General features: G+C 28.9%; 23 protein-coding genes. 18 read left to right on the plus strand and 5 right to left on the minus strand.

All coding sequences use genetic code 11. The features are described from left to right. Positions 1–32: 32 nt before the first annotated feature. Positions 33–1,016: a lipoate--protein ligase gene (locus B2P65_RS01620; RefSeq protein ID WP_346847372.1), complete on the plus strand. Its 984-nt coding sequence runs from the start codon at positions 33–35 to the stop codon at positions 1,014–1,016. Between the two features lie 160 nt (positions 1,017–1,176). Beyond that, entirely contained in the window at positions 1,177–1,554 is a 378-nt protein-coding gene (locus B2P65_RS01625; protein ID WP_346847373.1) for a PH domain-containing protein, read from the plus strand. Between the two features lie 163 nt (positions 1,555–1,717). On the opposite strand, the gene B2P65_RS01630 is transcribed toward B2P65_RS01625, so the two are convergent. Next, positions 1,718–2,407 carry a YjjG family noncanonical pyrimidine nucleotidase gene (locus tag B2P65_RS01630; RefSeq protein WP_346879491.1) on the minus strand — a complete coding sequence of 230 codons (690 nt, stop codon included), beginning with the start codon at positions 2,405–2,407 and terminating at the stop codon, positions 1,718–1,720. 94 nt (positions 2,408–2,501) lie between these two features. Here B2P65_RS01630 and B2P65_RS01635 point away from each other — a divergent pair, with 94 nt between their 5' ends. Both B2P65_RS01635 and B2P65_RS01640 read left to right on the plus strand, forming a co-directional pair. Further along, positions 2,502–3,194: a Crp/Fnr family transcriptional regulator gene (locus tag B2P65_RS01635; RefSeq protein WP_346847375.1), complete on the plus strand. Its 693-nt coding sequence runs from the start codon at positions 2,502–2,504 to the stop codon at positions 3,192–3,194. Positions 3,195–3,289: 95 nt separating this feature from the next. Continuing rightward, positions 3,290–3,802: a ferritin-like domain-containing protein gene (locus B2P65_RS01640; protein WP_346879492.1), complete on the plus strand. Its 513-nt coding sequence runs from the start codon at positions 3,290–3,292 to the stop codon at positions 3,800–3,802. 98 nt (positions 3,803–3,900) lie between these two features. Here the strand turns inward: B2P65_RS01640 and B2P65_RS01645 are convergent, their stop codons facing one another. Continuing rightward, on the minus strand, positions 3,901–4,926 hold the full coding sequence (locus B2P65_RS01645; RefSeq protein WP_346879493.1) for a DUF3885 domain-containing protein: 1,026 nt from the start codon (positions 4,924–4,926) through the stop codon (positions 3,901–3,903). Then, on the minus strand, positions 4,871–5,407 hold the full coding sequence (locus B2P65_RS01650) for a hypothetical protein (RefSeq protein ID WP_346879494.1): 537 nt from the start codon (positions 5,405–5,407) through the stop codon (positions 4,871–4,873). Before B2P65_RS01650 ends, B2P65_RS01645 begins: the two co-directional genes overlap by 56 nt. 256 nt (positions 5,408–5,663) lie before the next feature. Here B2P65_RS01650 and B2P65_RS01655 point away from each other — a divergent pair, with 256 nt between their 5' ends. From B2P65_RS01655 to B2P65_RS01680, 6 genes are all read left to right on the plus strand, one after another. Further along, positions 5,664–6,086 carry a GNAT family N-acetyltransferase gene (locus B2P65_RS01655; protein WP_346879495.1) on the plus strand — a complete coding sequence of 141 codons (423 nt, stop codon included), beginning with the start codon at positions 5,664–5,666 and terminating at the stop codon, positions 6,084–6,086. 183 nt (positions 6,087–6,269) lie between these two features. After that, positions 6,270–7,304: a M42 family metallopeptidase gene (locus B2P65_RS01660; protein WP_346847380.1), complete on the plus strand. Its 1,035-nt coding sequence runs from the start codon at positions 6,270–6,272 to the stop codon at positions 7,302–7,304. Between the two features lie 197 nt (positions 7,305–7,501). Then, positions 7,502–8,878: a hypothetical protein gene (locus B2P65_RS01665; protein ID WP_346847381.1), complete on the plus strand. Its 1,377-nt coding sequence runs from the start codon at positions 7,502–7,504 to the stop codon at positions 8,876–8,878. A 282-nt stretch (positions 8,879–9,160) separates the two neighbouring features. Further along, positions 9,161–10,213, plus strand: a complete 1,053-nt coding sequence (gene hydE / locus B2P65_RS01670) for a [FeFe] hydrogenase H-cluster radical SAM maturase HydE (protein WP_346847382.1) — start codon at positions 9,161–9,163, stop codon at positions 10,211–10,213. Positions 10,214–10,231: 18 nt separating this feature from the next. Continuing rightward, a complete protein-coding gene (gene hydF / locus B2P65_RS01675) occupies positions 10,232–11,422 on the plus strand; it encodes a [FeFe] hydrogenase H-cluster maturation GTPase HydF (protein WP_346879496.1) in 1,191 nt (396 codons plus the stop codon). Positions 11,423–11,663: 241 nt separating this feature from the next. Beyond that, positions 11,664–13,325, plus strand: coding sequence for a SulP family inorganic anion transporter (locus B2P65_RS01680; protein ID WP_346847433.1), 1,662 nt, complete (start codon positions 11,664–11,666; stop codon positions 13,323–13,325). Between the two features lie 53 nt (positions 13,326–13,378). Here B2P65_RS01680 and B2P65_RS01685 read toward each other — a convergent pair whose 3' ends face one another. After that, the gene (locus B2P65_RS01685) at positions 13,379–14,929 is read right to left on the minus strand and encodes a PLP-dependent aminotransferase family protein (protein WP_346879497.1); all 1,551 of its coding nucleotides are present in this window, start codon (positions 14,927–14,929) and stop codon (positions 13,379–13,381) included. 224 nt (positions 14,930–15,153) lie between these two features. Continuing rightward, on the minus strand, positions 15,154–16,170 hold the full coding sequence (gene pdaA, locus B2P65_RS01690; protein WP_346847385.1) for a delta-lactam-biosynthetic de-N-acetylase: 1,017 nt from the start codon (positions 16,168–16,170) through the stop codon (positions 15,154–15,156). 360 nt (positions 16,171–16,530) lie between these two features. On the opposite strand from pdaA, the gene nagA reads away from it, so the two are divergent. The 8 genes from nagA to B2P65_RS01730 all read left to right on the plus strand — a co-directional run bounded on the left by nagA (position 16,531) and on the right by B2P65_RS01730 (position 24,735). After that, complete coding sequence (gene nagA / locus B2P65_RS01695; protein ID WP_346847386.1) at positions 16,531–17,640, plus strand: N-acetylglucosamine-6-phosphate deacetylase; 1,110 nt, start codon at positions 16,531–16,533, stop codon at positions 17,638–17,640. A 33-nt stretch (positions 17,641–17,673) separates the two neighbouring features. Further along, on the plus strand, positions 17,674–17,985 hold the full coding sequence (locus B2P65_RS01700) for a hypothetical protein (protein ID WP_346879498.1): 312 nt from the start codon (positions 17,674–17,676) through the stop codon (positions 17,983–17,985). A 125-nt stretch (positions 17,986–18,110) separates the two neighbouring features. Next, positions 18,111–18,851 carry a tRNA pseudouridine(38-40) synthase TruA gene (gene truA, locus B2P65_RS01705; protein ID WP_346847387.1) on the plus strand — a complete coding sequence of 247 codons (741 nt, stop codon included), beginning with the start codon at positions 18,111–18,113 and terminating at the stop codon, positions 18,849–18,851. Positions 18,852–18,941: 90 nt separating this feature from the next. Further along, complete coding sequence (locus B2P65_RS01710; protein WP_346847388.1) at positions 18,942–20,216, plus strand: MFS transporter; 1,275 nt, start codon at positions 18,942–18,944, stop codon at positions 20,214–20,216. Between the two features lie 141 nt (positions 20,217–20,357). Beyond that, on the plus strand, positions 20,358–21,368 hold the full coding sequence (locus tag B2P65_RS01715) for a substrate-binding domain-containing protein (RefSeq protein ID WP_346847389.1): 1,011 nt from the start codon (positions 20,358–20,360) through the stop codon (positions 21,366–21,368). A gap of 124 nt (positions 21,369–21,492) precedes the next feature. Beyond that, a complete protein-coding gene (locus B2P65_RS01720; RefSeq protein WP_346847390.1) occupies positions 21,493–22,176 on the plus strand; it encodes a response regulator transcription factor in 684 nt (227 codons plus the stop codon). 4 nt (positions 22,177–22,180) lie between these two features. Beyond that, positions 22,181–23,614, plus strand: coding sequence for a HAMP domain-containing sensor histidine kinase (locus B2P65_RS01725; protein WP_346877285.1), 1,434 nt, complete (start codon positions 22,181–22,183; stop codon positions 23,612–23,614). 92 nt (positions 23,615–23,706) lie between these two features. After that, positions 23,707–24,735 (plus strand): hypothetical protein, encoded by a 1,029-nt coding sequence (locus B2P65_RS01730; protein ID WP_346847392.1) that lies wholly within the window; start codon positions 23,707–23,709, stop codon positions 24,733–24,735. Positions 24,736–24,862 lie beyond the last annotated feature (127 nt).

The raw sequence follows: 24,862 nt of genomic DNA on the forward strand, positions 1-24,862 counted from the left end.
TTATATTATATTCAAAATAAAAAGGAGAAAAAATGAGATATATTGATAATAATTGCACAGATCCTTATTTCAATTTAGCTCTAGAGGAGTATTTATTAAGAGAAAAGAATGGTGAATATTTTGTACTTTGGAGAGATGAACCTTGTATAGTAGTTGGAAAAAATCAAAATACTTTATCAGAGATTAATGAGGAATACATTAAAAAGCATGATATAAAAGTTGTAAGGAGACAAAGTGGAGGTGGAGCTGTTTTTCATGACCTTGGGAATTTAAACTTTACATTTATAGTTGAGGATGATGGAAAAAAATTCAATGATTTTAAGACCTTTGTTATTCCAATCATAGGTGTATTAAATGAATTAGGAGTAAAGGCAGAGTTTTCAGGGAGAAATGATCTTTTAATAGATGGTAAAAAGTTTTCTGGAAATGCTCAATGTAAATATAAAAATAGAGTAATGCATCATGGGACTTTATTATTTTCTTCTGACATAGTTAACTTAAGTGATGCTTTAATTTCTAAACCCATAAAATTTTCAGATAAAGCAGTTAAATCTGTATCTAGTAGAATTACAAATATTAGTGAACATTTACAGGAATCCTTTAGTGTTATAGATTTTAAAAATAAAATATTCGAGTATATCGGTAGAGAAGAAAAAGATAAGGTTATAACTACTTTAGATAATGAGGAAATTGAAGAGATTAAAAATCTAGTTAAAACTAAATATGAAACTTGGCAGTGGAATTTTGGACAGTCGCCCAAATATAATTTTTATAATGAGAAAAAATTATCTGCTGGTACTATAGAATTAAGTATTGATGTTGAAAAGGGTATAATGAAGCACATAAGAATTTTTGGAGATTTCTTTGGAGAAGGAAATATTGAAGATATTGAAAAAGCTCTTATAGGTAAAAAGCATAATACTGAAGAAATTCATAGAGTAATAGATAATATTAATATAAAGAATTATTTTGGAAATGTAAGTAAACAAGAGCTTTTAAGCTTATTTTTTGTATAAGATTATTTAAATTAGGCGATAGAATTTAATTACAGTATATACAAAGGAAATATAGGGACACAAAAAACACATTTAAGGTAAGATAAACTATATAAAAATATTTACTAATATTTGTTATTTAGGGTATAATTAAATTAATTTTATAAAGGGAGTGATGGTAATGGGATTATTTAGTAGTGTAATAGGAAATGCGTCAGAGGTGGATATCAATAAAATCAAGGAAGACTATATGAAATTATTAGGTTCTAATGAACAAATAGAAAAAGCATACAAGCTAGTAAGAGATATGATTATATTTACAAATAAAAGATTAATTATTATTGATAAGCAAGGGGTTACTGGTAAAAAGGTAGAGTATCATTCAATACCATATAGAGCAATTACTAATTTCAAAGTGGAAACATCAGGACATTTTGATTTAGATGCAGAACTTAAAATATTTGTTTCAGGGATGAGCATGCCTATAGAAAAGACCTTTAGCAGTAGTTGTAACATTTATGAAGTACAATCAATATTAGCAGAATATTGTAGCAGATAGTATAAACATAAGAGTGCATGATAATGAGTATTAGAAGCTAAGATTAAAATTAAAGAAAAAATAGTTTGCATATGTAAAAGTGGATTCTTGGTGAATCCACTTTTACATCCATTGTTAAGATAAATATATAAACTTTATATTGCTAGTTATGAATTAATATTATCTATTTTTCAACTATACTCTTAAGCTCCATAAGATTGGAAATCTCATATGTAGGGTTTATAGCACCTTTGTTTATAATCTTATTAGAATTAAACCAGCAGGTATCTATACCAAAATTTATTCCCCCTTGTATATCTGAAGTTAAGCTATCGCCTACCATTAATACTTTGGTTTTATCAGTATGATTTATATTTTTTAAAGTATGTTCAAATATTCTAGGATCTGGCTTAGATACTTCAATTTCATCAGATACTACTATATCATCAAAGTATCCTCCTATGACAGATTTTCTTATTCTATTATCTTGTACATCCTTAAGACCGTTAGTGATTATAATAAGCCTATAATTTTTATGTAGACTTTCTATAAGAGCTATACTATCATCATATAAAAATGATGCACTGGATAAATGTTTTACATATGATTTTGCAAAATTAACTTCATCAAATTTAGCATTTAATTTATATAATAGTCTTCTAAATCTTTCAATATTCAAATCACTCTGAATGATAAGTCCATCTTCAAACTCTTTCCATATAGTTGTATTTATATCCTTATATACTTTTAAATGATAATTTTCATCATAATCTATGCCAAACTCAATCATAGTATTTTTAAGAGCGTATCTCTCAGATTTTTTAAAATCAAATAAAGTTTCATCTGCATCAAAAATTATAACTTCGTAATTCATAATAAACCTCCATCTATACTTTACATCCTCTATTGCATAAGTTACCATATTGATGTATATATCTATAGGACATATGTCATGATAAGGAGAATTTATGAAAAAAATATTGAATCAGCAACTCTTAAACAAGTATTTTACTAAGTATAATATAGAAAATCTATTTGATGAGGATATAATAAACTATGCTCAACTCCATTTTTATGAAAAAGATGAAATTATATTAGAAGCGGAGGATGAACTTGAATATTACTATTTGCTTGTAGATGGGAAAATTAAAATATCATATCTTTTTGAAAATGGTAAATCAATGCTATTAAAGTTTTATAAAGACTTTAATACTATAGGAGATTTAGAGTTTTTAAAAAATAAGCCCATACAATGTAATGTTGAAGCTATAGAAAATACTTTTTTAATTGCCATACCATCAACTATACTTAGAGCAAATTATATTGATAATGTGAACTTTTTACATCATTTAGTAGGTTCTTTAAGTGAAAAACTTCATGAAACCATTAATAATAGTTCATATAACTTTGTATATCCTCTTGTAAATAGGCTAGCTAGCTACCTAGTTGAGCATTTAGAAGATGATAGAAATTATATTCTTTTAAACTCATCATTTAAAGAGATTGCTGAATTTTTAGGAACAACTTATAGGCATTTAGTGAGAACATTTAAAGAGCTTGAATCAAAATCAATTATAAAATGTGATAATAAAAAAATATATATATTAGATGAGGATAGACTTAATGAGTTATCTAAAAATGTGTATATGAAATCCCTTTAGATATAGAAGCAATACGTCTAAATGTAGAAGAAGCATTCATAAGATAAAATTATTTATAATATATATAACATAGATAAATAATTAAGGGGGCTATTATGAGTTATACTACTGAAAGACAACCACAAGGTATTGCCAAAAGTGCAGAAGGATTTTTAAGAGAAGGGCTTGTTGCAGAAGTTGTAGCAATAAATGATTATAGTCATTTTATAACAATTACAGAAAATAAAGAACTTAAGGAACTATTTCATCATATTATGGAAGATGAAAAGAGACATTATGCAATGTTTTTAAATGCTCTAAGATGTATTGATCCAGAGCAAGCTGCTTTAGAAGAAGAAGCTAGGGAACATGTAAATATATCATCTAAGGAAAAGTATAAAGATTATACTAATAAATATGATAAGGATGTTAATCTACTTGTAACTATTAGAGAGGGAATAAAGGGAGAGTTAGAGGCTATTTTGCTTTATGAACAATTTGTTAGAAACTTAGATAACAGTACTTTAGTTAAAATAATAAATGAAATAACTAGAGATGAAAAGGAACATGTGGAAGAATTAACTAGAGCTTTAGTTATTTTAGATAAAGATAATTATGGAACATTATAAGAAAGTATAAAATAATCTGTGTAAACCCAATAAGAAGAATATGATTATTCTTATATAATTTGGGGAGCACAGATTATATTTTTAATGTAATAGAGACTTTAAGTGTACTGAGTTAATTCCTCAAAAATATCAATACCTCTGTCGTCATATAAGAAAAACACAGTTCCTGTTTCAAGGTCTATGATGTAAACAGAACAATCAAGCTCTGTGTTATCCCCTAAATCAGAGGTAATTATTTTACGAAAAAGTGTTTCAATATCAATTTTATTGGTTTTCCATATATATCTTATACCATGAAAGGTTTCTTCTTCGTCAGTCCAATGAAAGGGAATGGTTTGGTTTTCGGCCGCTGCAAGGCATGACTCAACAAATTCTTTTTCGTTCTTTACCGCACGATTGTATTTATCTTCATAAATAACGGCTAAATTATTAGTAAAATGTTTCTGTATATAGAGCTTTATGGCAAGCTGAGAGCAAGTATCAATATATTCCGTTCTTGCATTTAGAGCATCATCATAGGGATTATAACACTCTAATGGAAACTCTTTACAGAAGTGGGTAGTTAATAATGATTGGTTTAACAATTGGTTTCTAAACATTCCAATTGCTTCATACGTATGATGTGACCATTCGCTCCAAAAGGCAAAATATCCATCTCTTTCATAAGGTTCGTCTGGTAAAATTTTAGGTGAACACTGGTTATAAAACTTCTCAACAGCCCTAGAAAATCGTAAAACCTCATTTCGATATTTTAGCAATGAAACCGTGTAGGTGGTTCCTTCTTCCGTTTGGATAACAACCACATCTGTCTTGTGCGTAACAGAATAATCAATACCATTATCGCATCCAATTATTGTTACTTCACTCAAAGTGTCAGATGCAAATAAACTGTTACCACAACAAGGAAGCATCTGTTCATAAGGAGTAATCGCATGATCATGTGTTAAGGTTCTAAGCATCTGTAGTGCAGAAGCACTTGTACAGCATGAGTAATCTAACCGTGTATCTCCGATTGTGACTGTAACATCTCCGTGTAGGCATAAATCTTTTGGAGCGTCTTCAGAATCATCAATCCAGCAGAGATTTGACCAAGAAATTACAAATGGTGTGTCTTTCATTATCATAAGCCATCCTCCTAAAAAGAGTTTCTAATGTAATGTCATGGAATATATGCATAAATTGTTGATTGCAGAACACAGCATTTTCAATTAGGGATTCTATGCTATCAAATGCCTGCTCATCCTCGGATATCCACAAAGAAACCGTCTTGGCAGAGCCGTTTTTTGAAATAAAGCATTTTATCTCCTTGTATGAAAACTCAAGCTCACGCCCTGCATTTATCAAATATAACAATGCAGCTAAGGAATGATAGTGAAACAACTCATTTGCTAGGTTATCATACAAGTTTTCGGACATATCCTCAAGTACATATTTTCCTTTTGTGCCATCAGCATTAATATAAAATCCATCAATGATTTCATTGATACCTCCACCAAATGACCAGTTGTTGGATTCAATAAAACCAATAAATTTATTGAAAAATTCATCTTCAGATAGATTCATTGGCACTTCTACGCAGCCTTGTATCTCAAACTCTTTGCTCAAAATAATCACCACCTATCATATAAATTCAATTTATAAGCGTAAATCTCATCAACTACCTTTTAGTAAATATTTGCATGGTTGTATTTTTTATCATTTTACCATGACCAGACAAATACATCAACGGCTTAAATATGAGCAGTAAAGAAGAAGAAATTGTAAAGAAACAAGAATAATGCTATGCTTATATAAAACCTTAAAAATTGATAAATATAAGAATGAATAATTAACATGAAAGAACATAATTGGGAGCGATATTATGAATATAAAAATAGAAAAAAACTGTGATAATGTAGATTGGAGCTTGATTCCAGAAATATTAAAGTTGGGAGGTATGAGGTATTTTGATGAAGCAACCCATAAGAAAGCCTTTGAAAACAGCTATATTGCTATATTTGTATATGATAATGATAATCTTATTGGATTTGGAAGAGCATTATCAGATGGAGTTTATCAAGGTGCAATTTATGATGTAGCCATATTGCCACAGTATCAAGGTAAAGGAATAGGAAAGTTAATTGTAAGCACTATACTTGAGTCATTGCCAGGATGCAATGTGATTTTATATGCTGCTATGGGAAAAGAAGGATTCTATAATAGCTTTAATTTTAGAAAGATGAAAACTGGTATGGCTTTATTTAATAATGCTGAAAATATGAAAGAAAAGGGATTTATTGAATAGAAAACTTTACAAAAAATATTATTATAAACCCTTTAATAATTTATAGATGAATATTATAATATTTAGAGAGACTAAATTATATGACTATTATAATTATTTAGATATTTTAAAAATTAATTACTTTTATATCTAAGATTAAAGAATAATAGGAATATAAAATTTATATTATCGGGAGGGCGAAAAATGATAACAGTAAACAAAGAAAAGGTTCTAAATACAGCAAAAGAAATATTGCTTATTGATAGCCCAAGTGGATTTTGTTATGACGTTATGGACAAAATCCAATCAATGACAGAAGAACTAGGTTATGCTTTTGAAAAGACTGTTAAAGGCTGTGGAGTTATAACTGTTCCAGGAAAAAGTAGTGATAAAGTAATAGGGTTATCTGCACATGTAGATACATTAGGAGCTATGGTAAGATCTATTTCTAGCGAAGGTACTTTAAAGTTTACTTTAATTGGAGGACCAATAGTTCCTACTTTAGATGCTGAATATTGTAAGGTTAGAACTAGAGAAGGAAAAATATATAATGGAACATTCCTAAGTACAAGTCCAGCAGCTCACGTATTTGAAGATGCAAAATCTAAAGCTCGTGATCCAAAGAATATGGAAGTAAGACTTGATGAAGTTGTAAAATCTAAAGAAGATGTAGAAAAACTAGGAATATGCCCTGGAGATTTTATATTTATAGATCCTAAAACTACTATAACAGAAAGTGGATTTTTGAAATCTAGATTTATAGATGATAAAGGTAGCGTTGCATGTTTAATGAATCTTCTTCATATATTAAGTAGCGAAAAGATAGTTCCTACCTATACTACTAAAGTATTTATATCTGTTTATGAAGAAGTTGGACATGGTTCAGCTTATATACCATCAGATATAACAGAAATGATAGCTGTAGATATGGGATGTATTGGAGAAGATTTATCTTGTACAGAATATGATGTTTCTATCTGTGCTAAGGATTCTAATGGGCCATATGATTTTAATATGACTACAGACCTAGTAAATCTTGCTAAAAGCAACGAAATAAAATATGCTGTAGACATTTATCCAATGTATGGTTCAGATGTTGGAGCAGCACTTAGTGGTGGAAATAATATTAAAGGTGCACTAATAGGACCTGGAGTTCATGCTTCCCATGGAATGGAAAGAACTCACTACACAGCTTTAGAAGGAACAATAAAATTATTATATGCTTACTTAACAAGATAGTTATTAAGACTCAATTTATCATTAGATATGGTAGGTTGAGTCTTATTTCTACAAGAAATTTTCCCCATGATTAAAGATATTGAAAAATCTATAACAACATATAAGCAAAGTATAATTAGGTTTACATATAATTCAATATTAAGTATAATTTAGATATATTATGGATATGAATTTTACGATAAAAAGGGGGAGACATATTGAATTATAAAATAAAAAAAGAAATTATTATTACCCTTGCCTTTGTGATAGGATTTATCCTTTTAATAGGAGGAATGTACATATCATTGCCAGCTAATGAGAAAAGCTATATAGGCAAAAATTCTTCTAATATAGATTTCACTAATTATGAGGATTATTCTGCATTAGAAATTTTTGATGATAGTGTAAAGGATAAAAAGATAGTTTTGACTAATGAAGAAATTGGAATAAAGGAGAATGCGCAAATTCAATATAAATTTATATCTTACTTAATGGATACATGGAAGTTAAAATATTTTTTAGTTGATGTAGGGTATGCAGAAGCTGCAATTATAAATGAATACTTGCAGACTGGAGATGAAGCCTTACTAGAATCATATAATAATAGTTCTATGGGATATGCATTTATTGGAGATTCAAAGCAGGAAATGCTAAAAAAATTATACATAAAAAATAGTCAGCTTCCCGATAATAAAAAATTAAATATAATGGGAATAGGAATAAATGAGTCCGTTCAATCTGTTGACTTATATTTTAAAAGGATAATTAGTAGAAATCCTGATTTAACAGATAAGCAGATAGAAAATATAAATAATATTTTAGAAAACTTAAAAAGTGAAGAGATTATAACAAATATAAGTAATGATGAGGAATTAGAAAAAAGAAATGAAATAATTTTAAAGCATATTGATAATTTTTATAGTGATATTAATGCCAATGAAGAAGAATATAAAGAAGCTTTAAATGATGATTTAAATAACATAAAAATTGTTTTAGATAATATAAGAAATTTGCAAGAAATTATGAAAACATATCATCAAGATGATTCAAATAATACAAATGGAAATGAAAAGTATTCTCAATATTTATATGATAATTTGAATAGTTTCTATAAAGATATGAATATGAAAAGATGTTATATCCATGTATACCAGATATATAGCTATCAACATAAAATTTTAGATGTAGATTTTTTAGGAGCAAAAATTGCAAAGGATAAGAAATTTAAGGATAAGGTTTTAGGGATTAATGTTATATACCAAAAAGGTAAATTTAATTTTGATAATACACATATGCAAATAAATGCAGCAAGAGAAGATTTAAATACGCTCCTCGAAGAAATAAAGTTAGATAAAGAGGATATGGTAATAGATTTAAACAACTCAAGAAGTCCATATAAAAGAAAATTTACTCCTATATATTTTCCATTTCCAGATGATATCTTATATTCACAAGAAGATGTAGCTGGGGAAGAAGTTGGAGGAATTATAGGGAAAAAACCAGGGGTAACTACTGATTATTTTCAAGGAGTAATTATTATAAAGAATCCTTCTATAGACGAAACTTATTATAATAGATTATATAATAATCAATAAATAATTGGTTTATTCAAGTCACTGCAATAAATGGCTTGAATTTATTATAATAAAGTATTATTCTAAAGATGGAATACTAAATTTAAATTTTCATAAAAATAAATGTAAAGGTTTAAAAATCTAACGGAAAAGATAAAACAATCTAATCTGAAAGAAAACTATAAAACCAGAACCATAGTTATTGTTATATATTATGGGTCTAGCTTTCTTTCTATATTAAGATGGCTAGACTTTTATTTTAGGTTAAGTATATTATAAAATTATATTGTAAAGGGGAAAATTATGATAAGAGATTTAATAGATAAGTTAGCTTTAACTAATAATTTATCTTCAGAGGAGTTATTGTACATATTAGATAATTTGGATGAAGAAAGTAAAAAATATTTAATAGAAAAAGCTCATGAAACTAGGATGAAAGTATATGGAGATAAAGTATATATAAGAGGTCTCATTGAATTCACTAATTACTGTAGCATGAATTGTGTTTATTGTGGAATTAGAGCAGAAAATAAAAATGCTGATAGATATAGACTTACTCTAGAAGAGATATTAGAATGTGCAGACCTAGGAGATGAACTAGGATATAAAACTTTTGTATTACAAGGTGGAGAAGATCCATATTATACAGATGAAAGATTAGTACAGGTTATTAAAGCTATAAAACAAAGATATCCTGAAAATGCTATAACAATTTCTTTAGGAGAGAGAAGTTATGAATCCTATAAGAAACTTTATGATGCAGGTGCAGATAGATACTTATTAAGACACGAAACTGCTACAAAAGAACTTTATGATAGATTTCATCCAGGTGCTACCTTTGAGAATAGAAGACAATGCCTATACAACCTAAAGGAAATAGGATATCAAATAGGGGCAGGATTTATGGTGGGGTTACCTGGACAAGAAAATAAGGATTTAGTTAATGACTTAAGATTTATAAAAGAACTATCTCCTCATATGTGTGGATTGGGTCCTTTTATACCCCATAAGGACACAGTATTAAAGGATTGTAAATCAGGAACTTTAGAAAAAACTATTACTATGCTAGCTTTAGTAAGACTTTTAGTCCCAAATATTTTATTACCTGCTACTACAGCACTAGGTAGTATTAATCCTTTGGGAAGGGAGATGGGAATTAAAGCTGGAGCAAATGTTGTTATGCCTAACCTATCACCAAGAAGTGTGAGAGAGAAATATTCTCTTTATGATGGAAAGATATGCACTGGAGATGAAGCAGCAGAATGTAGATATTGTATTGAAAATAGAATAAAAAGTGCAGGATTCCAGTTAGATATTACTAGAGGAGATAATTTAGACTGGATACGTAAGCAATAGATTAGAAGGAGAGAGAGAATGAATACTACACCTAATTCTAATAGAACGCATATAGCTATATATGGTAAAACTAATGTAGGAAAATCATCATTATTAAATAAAATTCTTAAACAAGAAATTTCTATAGTTTCAGATGTAAGAGGAACTACTACAGACCCAGTTTCAAAGGCAATGGAGTTAATTCCAATTGGTCCAGTTCTATTTATTGATACAGCAGGACTTTGGGATGATACCAAGCTTGGAGCTGTAAGGAGTGAGAAAACTCTTGAAATAGTTAAGAGGACAGATTTAGCTCTATATGTTATGGATTCTGATGATATAGACATAAAAGCTTACGAAGAAGTAAAGTTAAATTTTAAAAAGTATAATGTGCCACATATCCTTGTCATTAATAAGATAGATGTTTTAAATAATAATAAAATAATAGATTTGAAAAATGAGTTTTCTGAAGGTGTATTTGTATCTTCCATAACTGGTGAAGGAATTGAAATTTTAAAGGGAAAAATTATAGCTATGGTACAAGAGAATCAAGATGAACTTCCCATAATAGGTGATTTATTACCTTATAATAGTAAGGTTGTTCTTGTAGTACCTATAGATTCAGAAGCACCGAAAGGAAGGTTAATATTACCTCAGGTTCAATGCATAAGAGATTGTTTAGATTATGGAATGAAAAGTTATGTAGTAAGAGATACAGAATTGGAATCTGCTCTGGTAGATATTAAGGATATAGACTTAGTAATAACAGATTCCCAAGCTTTTAAGAAGGTAGATAAAATAGTTCCATCTAATATTAAATTAACTAGTTTCTCTATGCTCTTTGCAAGACATAAAGGAGACCTATCTGTATTTGTAGAGGGGGCTAATAAAATCAAAGACCTTAATGAAAATTCACGAATACTTATATCAGAAAGCTGCTCTCATAATGTGTCTCATGAAGATATAGGAAAAGTTAAGATTCCAAAGCTTTTAAATAAGCATGTAGGATTTGATCTTAATTATGAATATAGAGTTGGTCATGATTTCCCAGAGGACATTGAAAAATATGATTTGATAATTCATTGTGGAGCATGTATGATAAATAGAAAAACTGTTATTAACAGAATAAATCAGTGCAAAGATAAGAAGGTTTCTATAACTAACTATGGAGTTATACTTGCATATTTAACAGGTATTTTAGATCGAACCTTATCAATTTATAAAATGTAAATTATTCCATATAGAATATAAATTTGACAATTCAAATAGCAAGGTATAAAATATCTATGGGTGTAAAGCTTATTTTGCACCCATAAATAATAGCATAAGCATTAGGCTTCAGAGGACGATAATCTTCCCCTGAGGCTATGTTCGTTGCCACGATACTCTACTTTAGTACTTAGTGGTAGAAATAAGTATTAAAATAGAATATTGTTGAGTGACTAAAGCTAAAGTAAAGGATGGAGAAAAGATGTCACCAAAGATTTTTACTCTTATTAAAGAGAAAAAGATTACTAAAGAGCAAGTAATGAAGGATGTTATGGCTGGAATTATAGTAGCTATAATAGCATTACCACTTTCAATTGCACTAGGTATATCTTCTGGAGTATCTCCGGAAAAAGGCCTCATCACTGCTATAGTTGCTGGATTTATAATTTCTTTTTTAGGTGGAAGTAGAGTGCAAATAGGAGGTCCCACCGGAGCTTTTGTAGTTATAGTTTATACTATAGTACAAATGTATGGTATTAATGGTCTTATAATAGCAACCCTTATGGCTGGAATTATGCTTGTTATAATGGGAGTATTAAAATTAGGAGATCTTATAAAGTATGTTCCACATACTATAACTGTAGGTTTTACTAGTGGGATAGCCATAACTTTATTATCTACACAAGTTAAAGATTTTTTAGGACTTAATATTAAAAATGTACCAGCAGAGTTTATACCTAAGTGGCAAAGCTACTTTTCTAATATGGGCACTTTAAATATTACTGCACTTTTAGTTGGAATTGGATGTATACTGATAATGGTGTTTTGGCCAAAGGTAAATAAAACTATTCCGGGTTCCGTTATAGCACTTATTGTATCTACTCTAGCAGTTCAGTTATTTAATTTACCAGTAGAAACAATAGGTAGTAGATATGCACAAATATCATCTAGTATACCAGTGCCTTCAATTCCCATGTTTGAAATAGAAACAATAAAAGTTTTATTTAAGCCAGCTATGACTATTGCAATATTAGCAGCTATAGAATCATTACTATCAGCAGTTGTAGCTGATGGAATGATAGATGATAGTCATGATTCAAATATGGAGCTCATTGCTCAAGGTATTGGAAATATAGGTTCAGCTTTATTTGGAGGAATTCCAGCTACAGGAGCCATTGCAAGAACAGCAGCTAATGTTAAAAATGGTGGTAGAAGTCCAATTTCAGGAATGGTACATGCTATAACCTTATTATTAATAATGCTATTATTTATGCCTTTAGCTAAAATGATACCTATGACAACTTTGGCAGCAGTATTAATTGTAGTTTCTTATAATATGGGTGAGTGGTCAACCTTTAAATCCCTTCTTAAAGCACCAAAAAGTGATATTATAATTTTACTTTTAACTTTTATATTTACTATAGTATTTGATTTAGTAGTAGCTATAGAGATAGGAATGATTCTAGCTATGTTCTTATGGATAAGAAGATTAGCTGAAACTACAGATATTAAAAAAGTTCAAGGAATAAAAAGCAAAAGAAATAAAGATGGAGAAGTAATACAGATTGATAATAATAAAATTTTAATATATGAAGTAAACGGACCTTTCTTCTTTGGAGTAGTTCAAGATTTTATTAAGATGATAAGTAAAATTGAGACTGCAGCAGAAGTATTATTATTAGACATGAGGCATACTCAAGCATTAGATGCCAGTGCAATTTCAGCGCTAGAAAGGTTACACAATCATTGTAATAAGCACAATATAAAACTGATAATATCCAATCTACAACTACAACCTAAAAAAGCACTTACTAAAATGGAGTTTGTAAAATCCTTAGGTGAAGAAGCGGTGTTTAATACGAGAGAAGAAGGATTAAAGGCTGCACATGAGTATATAAATATAGAAGGAAAGCTTTTGGGATAAAATTAAAGGTTCTGTATAAATAGTTTACTATTTGCATACAGAACCTATTTTTCTTATATAAGAGGACTTATATAAGAGGTTCTTTTACCTTTATTTATAAGCATTGATAGGCAGTCAGCGATTATACTCATGCCAACTTGAATTTCTTCTAAATTAGTGGCAGCATAACTAAGTCTTAAAGTGTTATCTATATTTTTATCTTTATTTACATAGAATACATTGCAAGGAACAATTAATACATCTTTTTTTGAACATTGAACATATAGCTCACTAGCAGAAACGCCCTTAGGAAGTTTTACCCAAAAGTTAAGACCACCTTTAGGATCTATAAAATCTATGCCATATATTTTAAGCTTTTTTAGTTCTGATTTCATGGCATCATATTTTATTTTATACATCTCTATCATATATTTTAGATGTTTTTCCCAGTAACCATTTTTAAAATAAAGTTGCAGTGCTCTTTGAATTAATCCAGAAGAAGAAATGTCAGTAGTATGTTTTGCTGCTAAAAGTTCATCTTTTATAGCTTTAGGAGAAATTATAAATCCTATTCTAAGTCCAGGCATTAAAAGCTTTGAGAAGCTTTTGATATAGATAACCCTATTTTTACTATCCATAGATTTAAGGGTTTTGCTCTTAAAAGAACTATCATAGGAAAGTCCAGATAAAGAATCATCCTCCACCAAATATAAATCGTATTTATCAGCTAAAGCTAATAGCTGATTAAGTTTTTCTTCAGAATAAGAGGCTGTAGTAGGATTTTGAAATTGAGTCATTACATATATTAATTTAGGTTTATATATTTTAATATTTGCTTCTAATAACTTTAAGTTTATGCCATCAGCTTCCATGGGTACACCGATGATATTAGCTCCTCTAGATTTAAATACAGCAACAGCTCCTGTATAAGTAGGATTTTCTGTAATAACATAATCACCAGGACTTAGTAGAGCTTTACCAATTATATCGATACCCTGTTGAGCACCAGAAACTATTTGAATGCTATCTGAAGTAGCATTTATTCCATACTCTTGAAGAAAATAATCACATAAAGAAGACCTAAGAGGTTCATAACCATTGCTTTCTTGGTATCCAAATGCGTAACCTTTATCTCTATCTAGGACTTCATTTAAAGCAGATTTAAAGGCTTCAAAAGGGAAGATACCTGGATCAGGAGTAGCACTAGCAAAGTTAATAGTAGTTGAAGACATAGCAATTTGACCATTAGACATAAGCTTAAAGTCTTCCTGGTAGTTAGGAGAAGCTACATAGGTATTATGTGAATCTAGATTTTCAGAATTTATACCTCTACTATTGGATGGGGAGGATGAAATATCATAACTCATATAGATATTATCTTGCTCTGCTACATAATATCCACTTCCCTTTATAGCGTTAACGTATCCGTTTATCTCAAGTTGTTTATATGCATTAACTATAGTTACATTATTAACTTCTAATTCATTAGCTAATTTACGAATAGGGGGAAGCTTATCACCAATTTTTAAAGTGTTAGATTTTATTAATGCTTCAATTTTATTAGCTACTTGAAGGTACATAGGTATTGTAGATGATTTATCTAATTCTATTGAAATAGAGCTCATTATTAATACTCCTTTCATTATTCTAAATATAATTATTGTAACGATACAATAATTATATATTTAAGTAATGACATTGTAAAGAAAAGATTGAAGATAATTATAAGAAAAGAGCATTAATACTGCTTACAAATGTATTAATACTCCTTTTCTTGCTTATTATATTTTAGGAAGAATGCATTTTGAAAATATTTTAAGAGCATCTTTAAAGTAATATATTTTATAATCTACTGGAATAGTTGAAATTCATAGCCTTGTGCTTTGGCTTCTTTTAGTATAGAATCAAGGATTTCTGTGTTGGTCTTAGAAACTGCATGAACAAGAAGAATTGCGCCATTGTGTAAGCCGTTCATTATAGTATCTTTTGCTCTAACTGGATCAGGTTGTTTGTTTATATCCCAATCATGATATGCAAAACTCCAAAATAATGTTTTATAACCTAGATTTTTTGTCATAGCTAAAGATTTCTCGGAGTATTCACCCATTGGTGGTCTGAAATAAAGTGGCATATTTTCACCAGTAATTTCTTTAAACTTTGATTCTACATCTGAAAATTCATTATTAAATTTCTCCTCTGATCTAGTAACATCTGGCATAGAAGGATGATGATTTGTGTGATTACCAACAATATGACCTTCTTCTACCATTCTTTTTATAATATCTGGATTATCTTTTACATAAGGTGAAGTTACAAAGAATATAGCCTTAACATCATTTGCTTTTAGTATATCTAAAATTTTAGGGGTATATCCATTTTCATAACCTTCATCAAAGGTTAAATAAAGTACCTTTTTACTAGTATCTCCTACGTAATGAGCATCATATTTATTTAAATCAAACTTTAAATTTAAATTTACTTCTGGTGTCACATGTTGTTTATTTGGTTTAAACCACCATGCTATTTTTTCATTGCTAAGATTAGTAGTATCTATTTTTGAAGCTATTGGAGCAGGATCTTCATTAGATGGGTTATTAGAGCTATCATTGGATATATTTTCATCTACCTCTGACGGCTTAACTGCTAAATCATCTTTTGAGGATGAAGGATTTCTCTGATCATTTTGAGAAGCTCCCTTAATTATTTCATCATCAATTTCTTTCACAGTATTAAATACACTTTTATTTTCATCCTTGTCTGTAGTTGAGTTTGAGGTAGACCCTGTGTTAGAAGTACATCCAACAAACATAAAAGAACTTATAATTACAAGGACTAAACTTAAATTACATATAAATTTTTTACTCATTTTAATCCTCCTTTTTAGAATATCATTAGTGACTTTAGTAATTAATATACGAATAGCATGTGTTTATAGTTAATAAAAAATACAAAAAGTTTTTCTACTATAGTAATAAAAATATGTTTAACCTTTAGTAAGATTATCTTATAATGAAATGTAGAATATCGTACTATTTCCATAGTTCACTATTTAGATAGGTAAATAGCCAAATAGCTAAATAGCTATATAGGAAACTATTTAACTATTTGTTCTATTCATGCGGGTTTCAAGGTTTTTTCATTTAAATAGTAAGATTGGAAATATATTTAATATGAATATTAATAATTGCTTTGTTAATGAAAAATAAAGATTTAAGGGGCAGTGGGAATGATAAAGGTATTAACAGATACAACAATATATATTAAAGATGGAAAAATTGCAGACCATGGAGAGTCTTTAGTTATAGAAAAAGGATGTTATGCAGTACCTGGCTTTATAGATGAGCATACCCATGGTGGATACGGAATAGATGTCATGGACACTGATTATGAAGGTTTAAGAAATCTAACTAATAAATTGCCAGGAGAAGGAGTTACAGCTTTTCTTCCAACCACCATGACTGCAAGTTTGAAAAAAATAAGAGAAGCTATTGATAATACTTTAAAGGTTAAAAACCATAATGATAATAATGAAGTAGATGGAGCAGAAATAATTGGACTTCATTTGGAAGGTCCCTTTATAAATAAAAAGTATAAGGGAGCTCAGGTTGAGAATTATATTTTAACCCCAGATAGTGAGATAATGAAGGAGCTTATAAAACATTCTCACAATAACATTAAAAAGGTTACTTATGCTCCTGAATTAGACAATAAGTTCGAATTTATAAAATGTCTTACAAATAATAACATTATTCCATCAGTAGGGCATAGTGATGGAACTTTTTCTCAAATAGAAATAGCAGTAGAAAAGGGTCTTTCCAGTGTTACACATTTTCACAATGGACAAAGCTCTCATCATCATAGAGAACCTGGAGTAGTTACTGCTGGTTTTACTTTTGATGAATTAGGTGTAGAAATAATATGTGATGGAATACATCTTCACAAAGACACTATAAAAGCTGTTTATAAAATAAAGGGAAGGGAAAAAATAATATTAATAACAGATTCTATGGAAGCTAAAGGGTTAAAAGATGGTGAGTACAAACTTGGTGGACAAAAGGTTATTAAAGTTGGAAATGAAGCTAGACTTAAAGATACAACCTTAGCTGGAAGTTGTTTAACTATGATAGATGCTGTAAAGAATATAATAAAATTCACTGGATGTACCTTAGAAGACGCTGTCACTATGGCAAGTACAAATCCAGCTAGAAATTTAAATATACTTCATAGGAAGGGTAGTTTAGATAAAGGCAAGGACTGTGATATAGTAATATTAGATAATAAGTATAATATTGTAAAGACTCTATGTAAAGGAAAAGTTGTGTTTGAAAATAGATAAAAATTTTAGGATTAAGAAGGGAGAAATTATATTATGGCAAAGAAAAATAGTAAAAATAATGACTTTTTAAATACTCATAGAAATAGCTCATACCCTAAGATATATTCTCTTTTATTGGATTTAGTAAATGATGATAGAGAAGACTTAGCCAAAATTGTATTAAAAGTAGATTATTTGCTTCAATATACCAGTAATGCTATAAAACAAAGGGATTATGCAGAAGCAAAAGAGGCTATAGAAAAGGCTAGAGAAAGAATTGATAGTTTAAAGGCTGAAAATGTGGATGTAGAGTATTTAGAATACCTCTACCAAGGGATAATTAAAAATTGCAAGACAGTTAAATAATATAACTACATAATTTTATAGCTTTATTTTAGTAAAGAGTATATACTTAATTGGAATGAGCTAAGAGTTAGAACTCTGTTTATTCTATAGAGAATTTAACTAGTAGAGATAATAAAGGAGATTTTATGAGAAATTTAAAAATGGTAATAGAATATGATGGAACTAGATATAAAGGATGGCAAAAGCAAAAGGATAATGTTGCTACTATACAAGATAAAATTGAAAATGTATTAAGTAAGATGACTAATGAAGATATTCAAGTTATAGGTTGTGGTAGAACAGACACAGGAGTACATGCTAAAAACTATATAGCTAATTTTCATACTAAATCTACACTTACCAATGAAGATATTTTGAACTATCTTTATGAATTTTTACCAGAGGATATAGTTGTAAAATCAGTAACTGATGTTCACGAAAGATTTCACTCTAGATATAATGCAAAGGCAAAAACCTATGAGTATACTATAAACAATGGAAAATATAGAAATGTATTTAATAGAAAATTTACATACCACATTGAAGAAGAAATAAATTTAAATGCTATGATGGCAGCTGCAGATATTTTGGTTGGTACCCATGATTTTAAGAGTTTCACAAGCTTAAAATCAGATAATAAATCCACTGTTAGAACTATAAATTATATTGATATAACAAAGGATGATGAGATTATTAAAATAGAAGTCAATGGAGATGGATTCCTTTTAAATATGGTTAGAATAATAGTTGGAACTCTTTTAGAAGTTGGGAAAAATCAGTTAAAGCCAAGTGATGTTGCTAAAATTTTAGAGGCAAAAGAGAGAGCACAAGCTGGACCAATGGCTCAGGCTAAAGGATTATGCTTAAAAGAAGTTGAATATAATTAATTTTAAGAGAGCAATAATGCTCTCTTTTTGTATAAGTATTGAAATTTTGTTTACCCTAAATAGAGAATGATTATTTAAGGTGGACATAAAATGGGTAAATTAAAGACGTTACAAATAATAAAGACATTTCCTAGAAATATACATATAATGGTAGCGAGTGAAGCTCTATGTGCTCTGGGCATGGGAATGTTTTTCTTTTTGCAAATTTTATATTATGATTTTATAGGTTTATCAGCTGAAGCTATAGGAACAATATTTTCTCTAGGCTCTCTATTTACTTTGACAGGCTTTTTTGTAGGACCATTTATTAAAATACTTGGAAGAAAGAGAATTTTATGTATAGGATTATTAATTTGTGCCATAGGAGTTGGGTTTCATATGGGGTTTAGAGCAATGATAATTCTTATGTTTGGTCAAATTCTTATAAATATAGGTACGTGTCTTATAAATGTTACAGAGTTACAATTGTTGTATTCATATACTATAGGTAAAAAGGAATGTTGTGCCTATAGCTATAAGTATTCCGTAAATTTAATAGCCGGAGCTGTAGGAGCACTAATAGCTGGAAATATAACAGGAATAGAATATTTTGCGAGAATAGGGTATAAAAAGTTATTTCTACTAGCAGCTATAATTCTAATAGTGACTTCAACTATTAGATGCTTATTGCTACCTAAGGATATAACTAATGTAGCAGAGAATGAAGAAGTAAAGAAAAGTATGAGGAAAACAATAGAATGCTTAAAGTCTGATAAGCAAATTAGACTTTTTTCTATGCTTTTATTTATTAACGCCATAGGATTTAGTGGTGTAGCACCTTATAATAATTTAATATTAAAGAATTATTTTGGTTTAGGAAATAATATAATATCTTATATAACTTTTTCATTAACTATTTTAAGTATGTTTGGGCTTATTTTAATGCCAGGGATTATAGAACGGATGGGGGTAAAGAAATTTAACCTGACTGTATTTATAATTGCAATTATCAGTTGTTTTATGTTAGCAGTGGTTTCTAGCAGTGAATTGTTTATACTTTTCTTAGTTATTAGAGGTATATCTGTTGGTCTTATAATTTACTCTTTAGATAGTTTGATGATGAGTAATATAGCCATAGAGCATCGAGATATATTTGCATCATTAAAGATGCTAGCTAATGGATTCTCATTAGCTATAGGGAATTTTCTTGGTGGAACTATTTTGAATAACTTGGGATATAGATATAATTATTTATACGGTTTTATTATACTTATTTGTGCTACTATATTTTTCTATCTTAAGGTTAGAAGATATATGACAAGTACTACGATAAATAGATCTTGTTCCTGTAATTTTAAGGCTAGACATATTGAATATAAGAAATAGTAGAAGTTGATAAAATAATTAACATAGACCATGTGCTTACTTGATAAATGTGGGGGAGCATATGGTCTATTGTAGTTTAATAGAGTATCATATATAATATATTTATAGCTTAATAAATGACATAAAGTAGGAGGAATCTGTATGGGGGTTACAATAAAGGACATTGCGAAGATTGCCCAAGTGTCGGCAACTACGGTTTCTAATGTTATTAATGGAAAGACAGCAAAAACTACAGAGGAGACAAAACAGAGAATACTAAATTTAATTAAGGAGCTTGACTATAAACCGAATGCCATGGCTAGGAGTTTGGTTAATGGAGAAACTAAGCTTATTGGGGTTATTTTGCCGGATATTTCTAGTTTTTATTTTTCACGAATAATTAAGGGTATTGAGGAAACGGCAGAGGAGCATGGATACAGCATATTAGTTTGCAGTACATATAATGATGCAGAAAATGAACATAAGTATATTAACCTAATGAGAGAGCACTGTGTAGATGGCATTATAATTGCGCCTAGTTTAATAAAGGAGAGTTGGCAATTTGAAGATTTATTAAGAATTAAGTATCCTATGGTGGCTATTCATCGTAGCATTAGTAGTAGTGAAGACGTTTGCAATGTATATCTAGATAGTTATAGGGATGGTTATGAAGCAACTAAATATCTTATTGAATTAGGACATAAAAATATAGGGTGTATTAATGGAACACCTTGGTTAGCAAATTGTGGAGATGGCATGGAAGGGTATAGACAAGCTATGAAAGATCATAGCTTAGAAATAGATGATGAATGGACACACTCTTCTATGCATGATGTAGAAACTGGTATTAAGGGAGCGGAAAAACTTTTAAATTGTAAAAGTAAGGTTACAGCTATAGTAGCTTGTTCTGATGTTATTGCTTATGGAGTTTATAAAGTTGCTAATAAGGTTAAGATATCTATACCATATGATTTATCTGTTATAGGTATTGATGATTTGGTTTTTTCTGAAATTATAACGCCAGCACTTACAACGTTTAAACAACCTATAAAAGAAATGGCTAGAAAAGCCACTGAAGAGTTAATATCTATAATTTTACGACAACCAAGAGAACAATCAGAGTATAGGTATACATCTGAATTAGTTATAAGAGAAAGTGTAGAAAGAATATAGTTTTAATCCCTATCTAATATAGATGGGGATTTTTTATTTGAGACAGTTACTTCATATATTTGCCATATATAATATGAAGCTGTATATTATAATTAGTGGATAATTTTTAATTTGGGAGAGAGATATGGGTATAAAGATTTTAATAGTAGAAGATGAAATATCTATAAGTGATATATTATATACTGCATTAAAAAGTGAAGGATATAATGTAAGATGTGGATTTACGGCTAAAGAAGGCAGAGAATTAGTAAAAAATTATAAACCTGATTTAGCTTTGTTAGATTTAAATTTACCAGATGAAAGTGGCTTCGAGTTATGTAAAGAAATTAATAGTAAGTATTTAATTCCAATTGTAATATTAACTGCAAGAAATGATATAGTAGATAAAATTTTAGGATTAGAGCTAGGAGCTGATGATTATATAACTAAGCCATTTCATATAAAGGAAGTCCTTGCAAGGGTTAAAACTGCTCTTAGATGTGTAGAAAAGTACAAAGTGAAGAGCCAAAGTGAATTTTTAGAAGTTTCAAATCATATAAAAATAAATATAGATAGTAGAATTGTATTAAAGGATGAAGAAGAAGTCAGATTGAAACCACAGGAATATGATTTGTTTGAATTCTTAGTGAAGAATAGGAATAGAGTATTTTCAAGAGAAGAACTTCTTAATAAAGTTTGGGGATATGATTATGATGGAGATATTAGAACTGTAGATGTTCATGTAAGAAGAATTCGAAGTAAATTAGATAATGAAAATGAGAGATATCTTATAGATACAGTATTTGGGGTAGGATATGTGATGAGGTAATAATATGAAAATAAGAGTAAAATTTATATTTTCTATACTATCTATAATTATAACTTTTGGAGTAATATTGAATTTATCCATAAGGAATATATTAATTATTAGAATGGAGACATCCATAGGTAATTCACTAAATGAAATTATGTATAGTACTAGAGAAGCTATAAAATATAGACTGCTAGCTACAGAGTTAGAGTATGAAAAAGATAGCTTAGTTAAAGAAAGCAATTACTTAAATAGATATATATCATCTAATTTCCAGTGCACTGTAGAAATAAGTGATACAGATGGCAAGATATTAAGTGAGAACGTAGATGAATCTTTTAGGGAAATATTAAATAGTGGAAATAAAAATGCTGGATCTGGAACTGCTATTGTTAATCTTAAATATGAAGATAAAAAACTCTATGGAATTCTGTCCTATCCTATTTTTGTGAATGAAGATAATCTAGGGGTTCTTAGTATTATAAAAGATTATAGTGAGGTTTATGGTGAAAATAATAGGATGCTTTTATTTATAACTGTTGTAGAAGGTATTATATTATTCTTTATATTTAGCTTATGCTTTTTCATAATAACTAAAGTTACTAAGCCTATAATAACATTGACAGAAGGCGTAAAAAAAGTTGGACGAGGAGACTATAGTTTTTATATAGATGCTCATGGAAATGATGAAATAGCTATATTGTCAAGAGAATTTAATAGTATGAAAGAAAAAATAAAAGAACAAATAAATACAATAAAAGAAGAAAAACAAAAGGTAGAGAAATTAGAGAAAAGTAGAAAAGCTTTTTTTGATAATGTGACTCATGAAATGAAGACACCGTTAACTGCTATTTCTGGATATGCAGAGATGATAAATGATGGGATGGTAAAGGATGAGGCTTTTAAGAAAAGAGCTATAGAAAGAATATATCTAGAGAGTGAAAGATTACATCACTTAATTATAGAGTTAATAGAAATATCCAAGGGATTATCTTATACTACAGAAGAATTTAAGGATATTAGAATAGATAAACTTATAGATGAGATAAGTGATGACATGAGTATAAAAGCTAAAAAATACTCTATGAAAATTATAAGAAATTTAGAAAGTGGTATAGTATCAGCACAGTGTAACAGGATTAGGGAACTTATTATAAATTTAATTGATAATGGTATAAAATATTCTAAATCACAAGAGTATCTTTATATAAATGGGAAAATAGAAGGGAAGAAATATATTATAGAAGTAGAGAGTATGTCAGGAGTTATTCCTAAGGAAATATATGATCATATTTTTGAAGCTTTTATAAAATCTAATAAGTATTCAGAATCTGAAAGTAGAGGACTCGGATTATACCTATGCAGTGAAATTATAAAAGATCATGGAGGTTCTATAGATATTATAAATGGAGAAAAGGTTACTGTAAGAGTAGATATGCCATTAAGTATAAAATAACCTTGTTAATAACTTGGAAATAACTTTACTATAGTTGTTAAAATTTTCATCATATACTTATATTAAAGTTATTAAGTAAGGGGTGCTTGAAAATGAAAATAAATAAATTTCTATTGTGTTCTGTAGCTTTTGTTATGGTCACTGGTACAGTTATAATGGGAGGATGCAAAAATAAAGATAAAGAGATTGTTTTATCTGAAAATGTAGCCAAAGATATTCAAGTTGAGGAAAATGAAATAGAAAAGTATATAAAGGAGGGCAATAAGTTTCTAGAAGAAAAAAAATATGCAGAGGCTAGAAAGTCCTATGAAGCTGCAATAACAAAAGGAAAGAATGATAAGCAGATATATACAGATATAAAGGATGAGTATATAAAAAAAAAGAGGTACGATGATGCTTACTATATTATAAAATTAGCTATTGATAATAAGGTTGATACAGAAAATATGGAAAAGATTCTTACTAGTATAAGGGTAAAAATGGAAGGAGTTGAGTTATCTTATGATATATATGAAGATGACCTTTCATTTGTTTTACCAGAAGAGGTAGAAGTAATTGTAGATAACAATAAGATAAAGGATTATGTTCTTTGGGAAAAATCAAAGATAGATATATTAAATCAACCTGGACAATATTCATACAATGGGGTGACAAAGGAATATGGAAGAAATGTTCATGCTACCTTAAATATAAAAGAGAATATGTATGATAGTAGAATTGGATATGTAAAAGATATTTACACAGATAATAATGTTATTTATATATCCTTCGATGAAGTAGAATTTTATACTGGAGAAGATGCCTTAGTAGAAGCTAAAAAGGATAATAAAGCTATAAAAGAAGAGGATGGAACTTATATAGTTTATGATGACTATTATATTAGAAATTCTGTAGTTGAAACAAAGGTTTATGAAGTATCTAAGGATGTAGCTATGAACTTATTAGCCTATGAAGTAAACCCAGATAATAATAAGATTGATTTTCAAACAGTTAATTATGATACTTTTAAAAAGCATATAGATAAGTATAAGAAGGACATCTCTGCAGAAAGAGCTTTACTATGTAAAGTGGATATGAAAAATAGTATAGTTGCATCAATTAGTAGACAATTTACTCCATAGTAGTGTAAATAAATATATACTATATGTTACAATAATTAGTAAGGTAATAGAATCACATTAAACTTATAGTGATAAGCTATAGCTAATAATAAAATAAGTTTTAAGTTATAAGTTATTATAACTTAAA

It is taken from the genome of Clostridium sp. UBA3061 (assembly GCF_002367465.1).
GTDB classification, from domain to species: domain Bacteria; phylum Bacillota; class Clostridia; order Clostridiales; family Clostridiaceae; genus Clostridium_J; species Clostridium_J sulfidigenes.

What these genes read in the sequence shown, in the direction of transcription:
- hydE (WP_346847382.1), top strand. Translation starts at nt 9,161, where the DNA reads ATGATAAGAGATTTAATAGATAAGTTAGCTTTAACTAATAATTTATCT.
- B2P65_RS01630 (WP_346879491.1), bottom strand. Translation starts at nt 2,407, where the DNA reads ATGAATTACGAAGTTATAATTTTTGATGCAGATGAAACTTTATTTGAT.
- B2P65_RS01640 (WP_346879492.1), top strand. Translation starts at nt 3,290, where the DNA reads ATGAGTTATACTACTGAAAGACAACCACAAGGTATTGCCAAAAGTGCA.
- B2P65_RS01655 (WP_346879495.1), top strand. Translation starts at nt 5,664, where the DNA reads ATGAATATAAAAATAGAAAAAAACTGTGATAATGTAGATTGGAGCTTG.
- B2P65_RS01700 (WP_346879498.1), top strand. Translation starts at nt 17,674, where the DNA reads ATGGCAAAGAAAAATAGTAAAAATAATGACTTTTTAAATACTCATAGA.
- nagA (WP_346847386.1), top strand. Translation starts at nt 16,531, where the DNA reads ATGATAAAGGTATTAACAGATACAACAATATATATTAAAGATGGAAAA.
- B2P65_RS01720 (WP_346847390.1), top strand. Translation starts at nt 21,493, where the DNA reads ATGGGTATAAAGATTTTAATAGTAGAAGATGAAATATCTATAAGTGAT.
- B2P65_RS01680 (WP_346847433.1), top strand. Translation starts at nt 11,664, where the DNA reads ATGTCACCAAAGATTTTTACTCTTATTAAAGAGAAAAAGATTACTAAA.
- B2P65_RS01715 (WP_346847389.1), top strand. Translation starts at nt 20,358, where the DNA reads ATGGGGGTTACAATAAAGGACATTGCGAAGATTGCCCAAGTGTCGGCA.
- B2P65_RS01660 (WP_346847380.1), top strand. Translation starts at nt 6,270, where the DNA reads ATGATAACAGTAAACAAAGAAAAGGTTCTAAATACAGCAAAAGAAATA.
- B2P65_RS01635 (WP_346847375.1), top strand. Translation starts at nt 2,502, where the DNA reads ATGAAAAAAATATTGAATCAGCAACTCTTAAACAAGTATTTTACTAAG.
- B2P65_RS01645 (WP_346879493.1), bottom strand. Translation starts at nt 4,926, where the DNA reads ATGATAATGAAAGACACACCATTTGTAATTTCTTGGTCAAATCTCTGC.
- B2P65_RS01730 (WP_346847392.1), top strand. Translation starts at nt 23,707, where the DNA reads ATGAAAATAAATAAATTTCTATTGTGTTCTGTAGCTTTTGTTATGGTC.
- hydF (WP_346879496.1), top strand. Translation starts at nt 10,232, where the DNA reads ATGAATACTACACCTAATTCTAATAGAACGCATATAGCTATATATGGT.
- B2P65_RS01625 (WP_346847373.1), top strand. Translation starts at nt 1,177, where the DNA reads ATGGGATTATTTAGTAGTGTAATAGGAAATGCGTCAGAGGTGGATATC.
- truA (WP_346847387.1), top strand. Translation starts at nt 18,111, where the DNA reads ATGAGAAATTTAAAAATGGTAATAGAATATGATGGAACTAGATATAAA.
- pdaA (WP_346847385.1), bottom strand. Translation starts at nt 16,170, where the DNA reads ATGAGTAAAAAATTTATATGTAATTTAAGTTTAGTCCTTGTAATTATA.
- B2P65_RS01710 (WP_346847388.1), top strand. Translation starts at nt 18,942, where the DNA reads ATGGGTAAATTAAAGACGTTACAAATAATAAAGACATTTCCTAGAAAT.
- B2P65_RS01685 (WP_346879497.1), bottom strand. Translation starts at nt 14,929, where the DNA reads ATGAGCTCTATTTCAATAGAATTAGATAAATCATCTACAATACCTATG.
- B2P65_RS01620 (WP_346847372.1), top strand. Translation starts at nt 33, where the DNA reads ATGAGATATATTGATAATAATTGCACAGATCCTTATTTCAATTTAGCT.
- B2P65_RS01725 (WP_346877285.1), top strand. Translation starts at nt 22,181, where the DNA reads ATGAAAATAAGAGTAAAATTTATATTTTCTATACTATCTATAATTATA.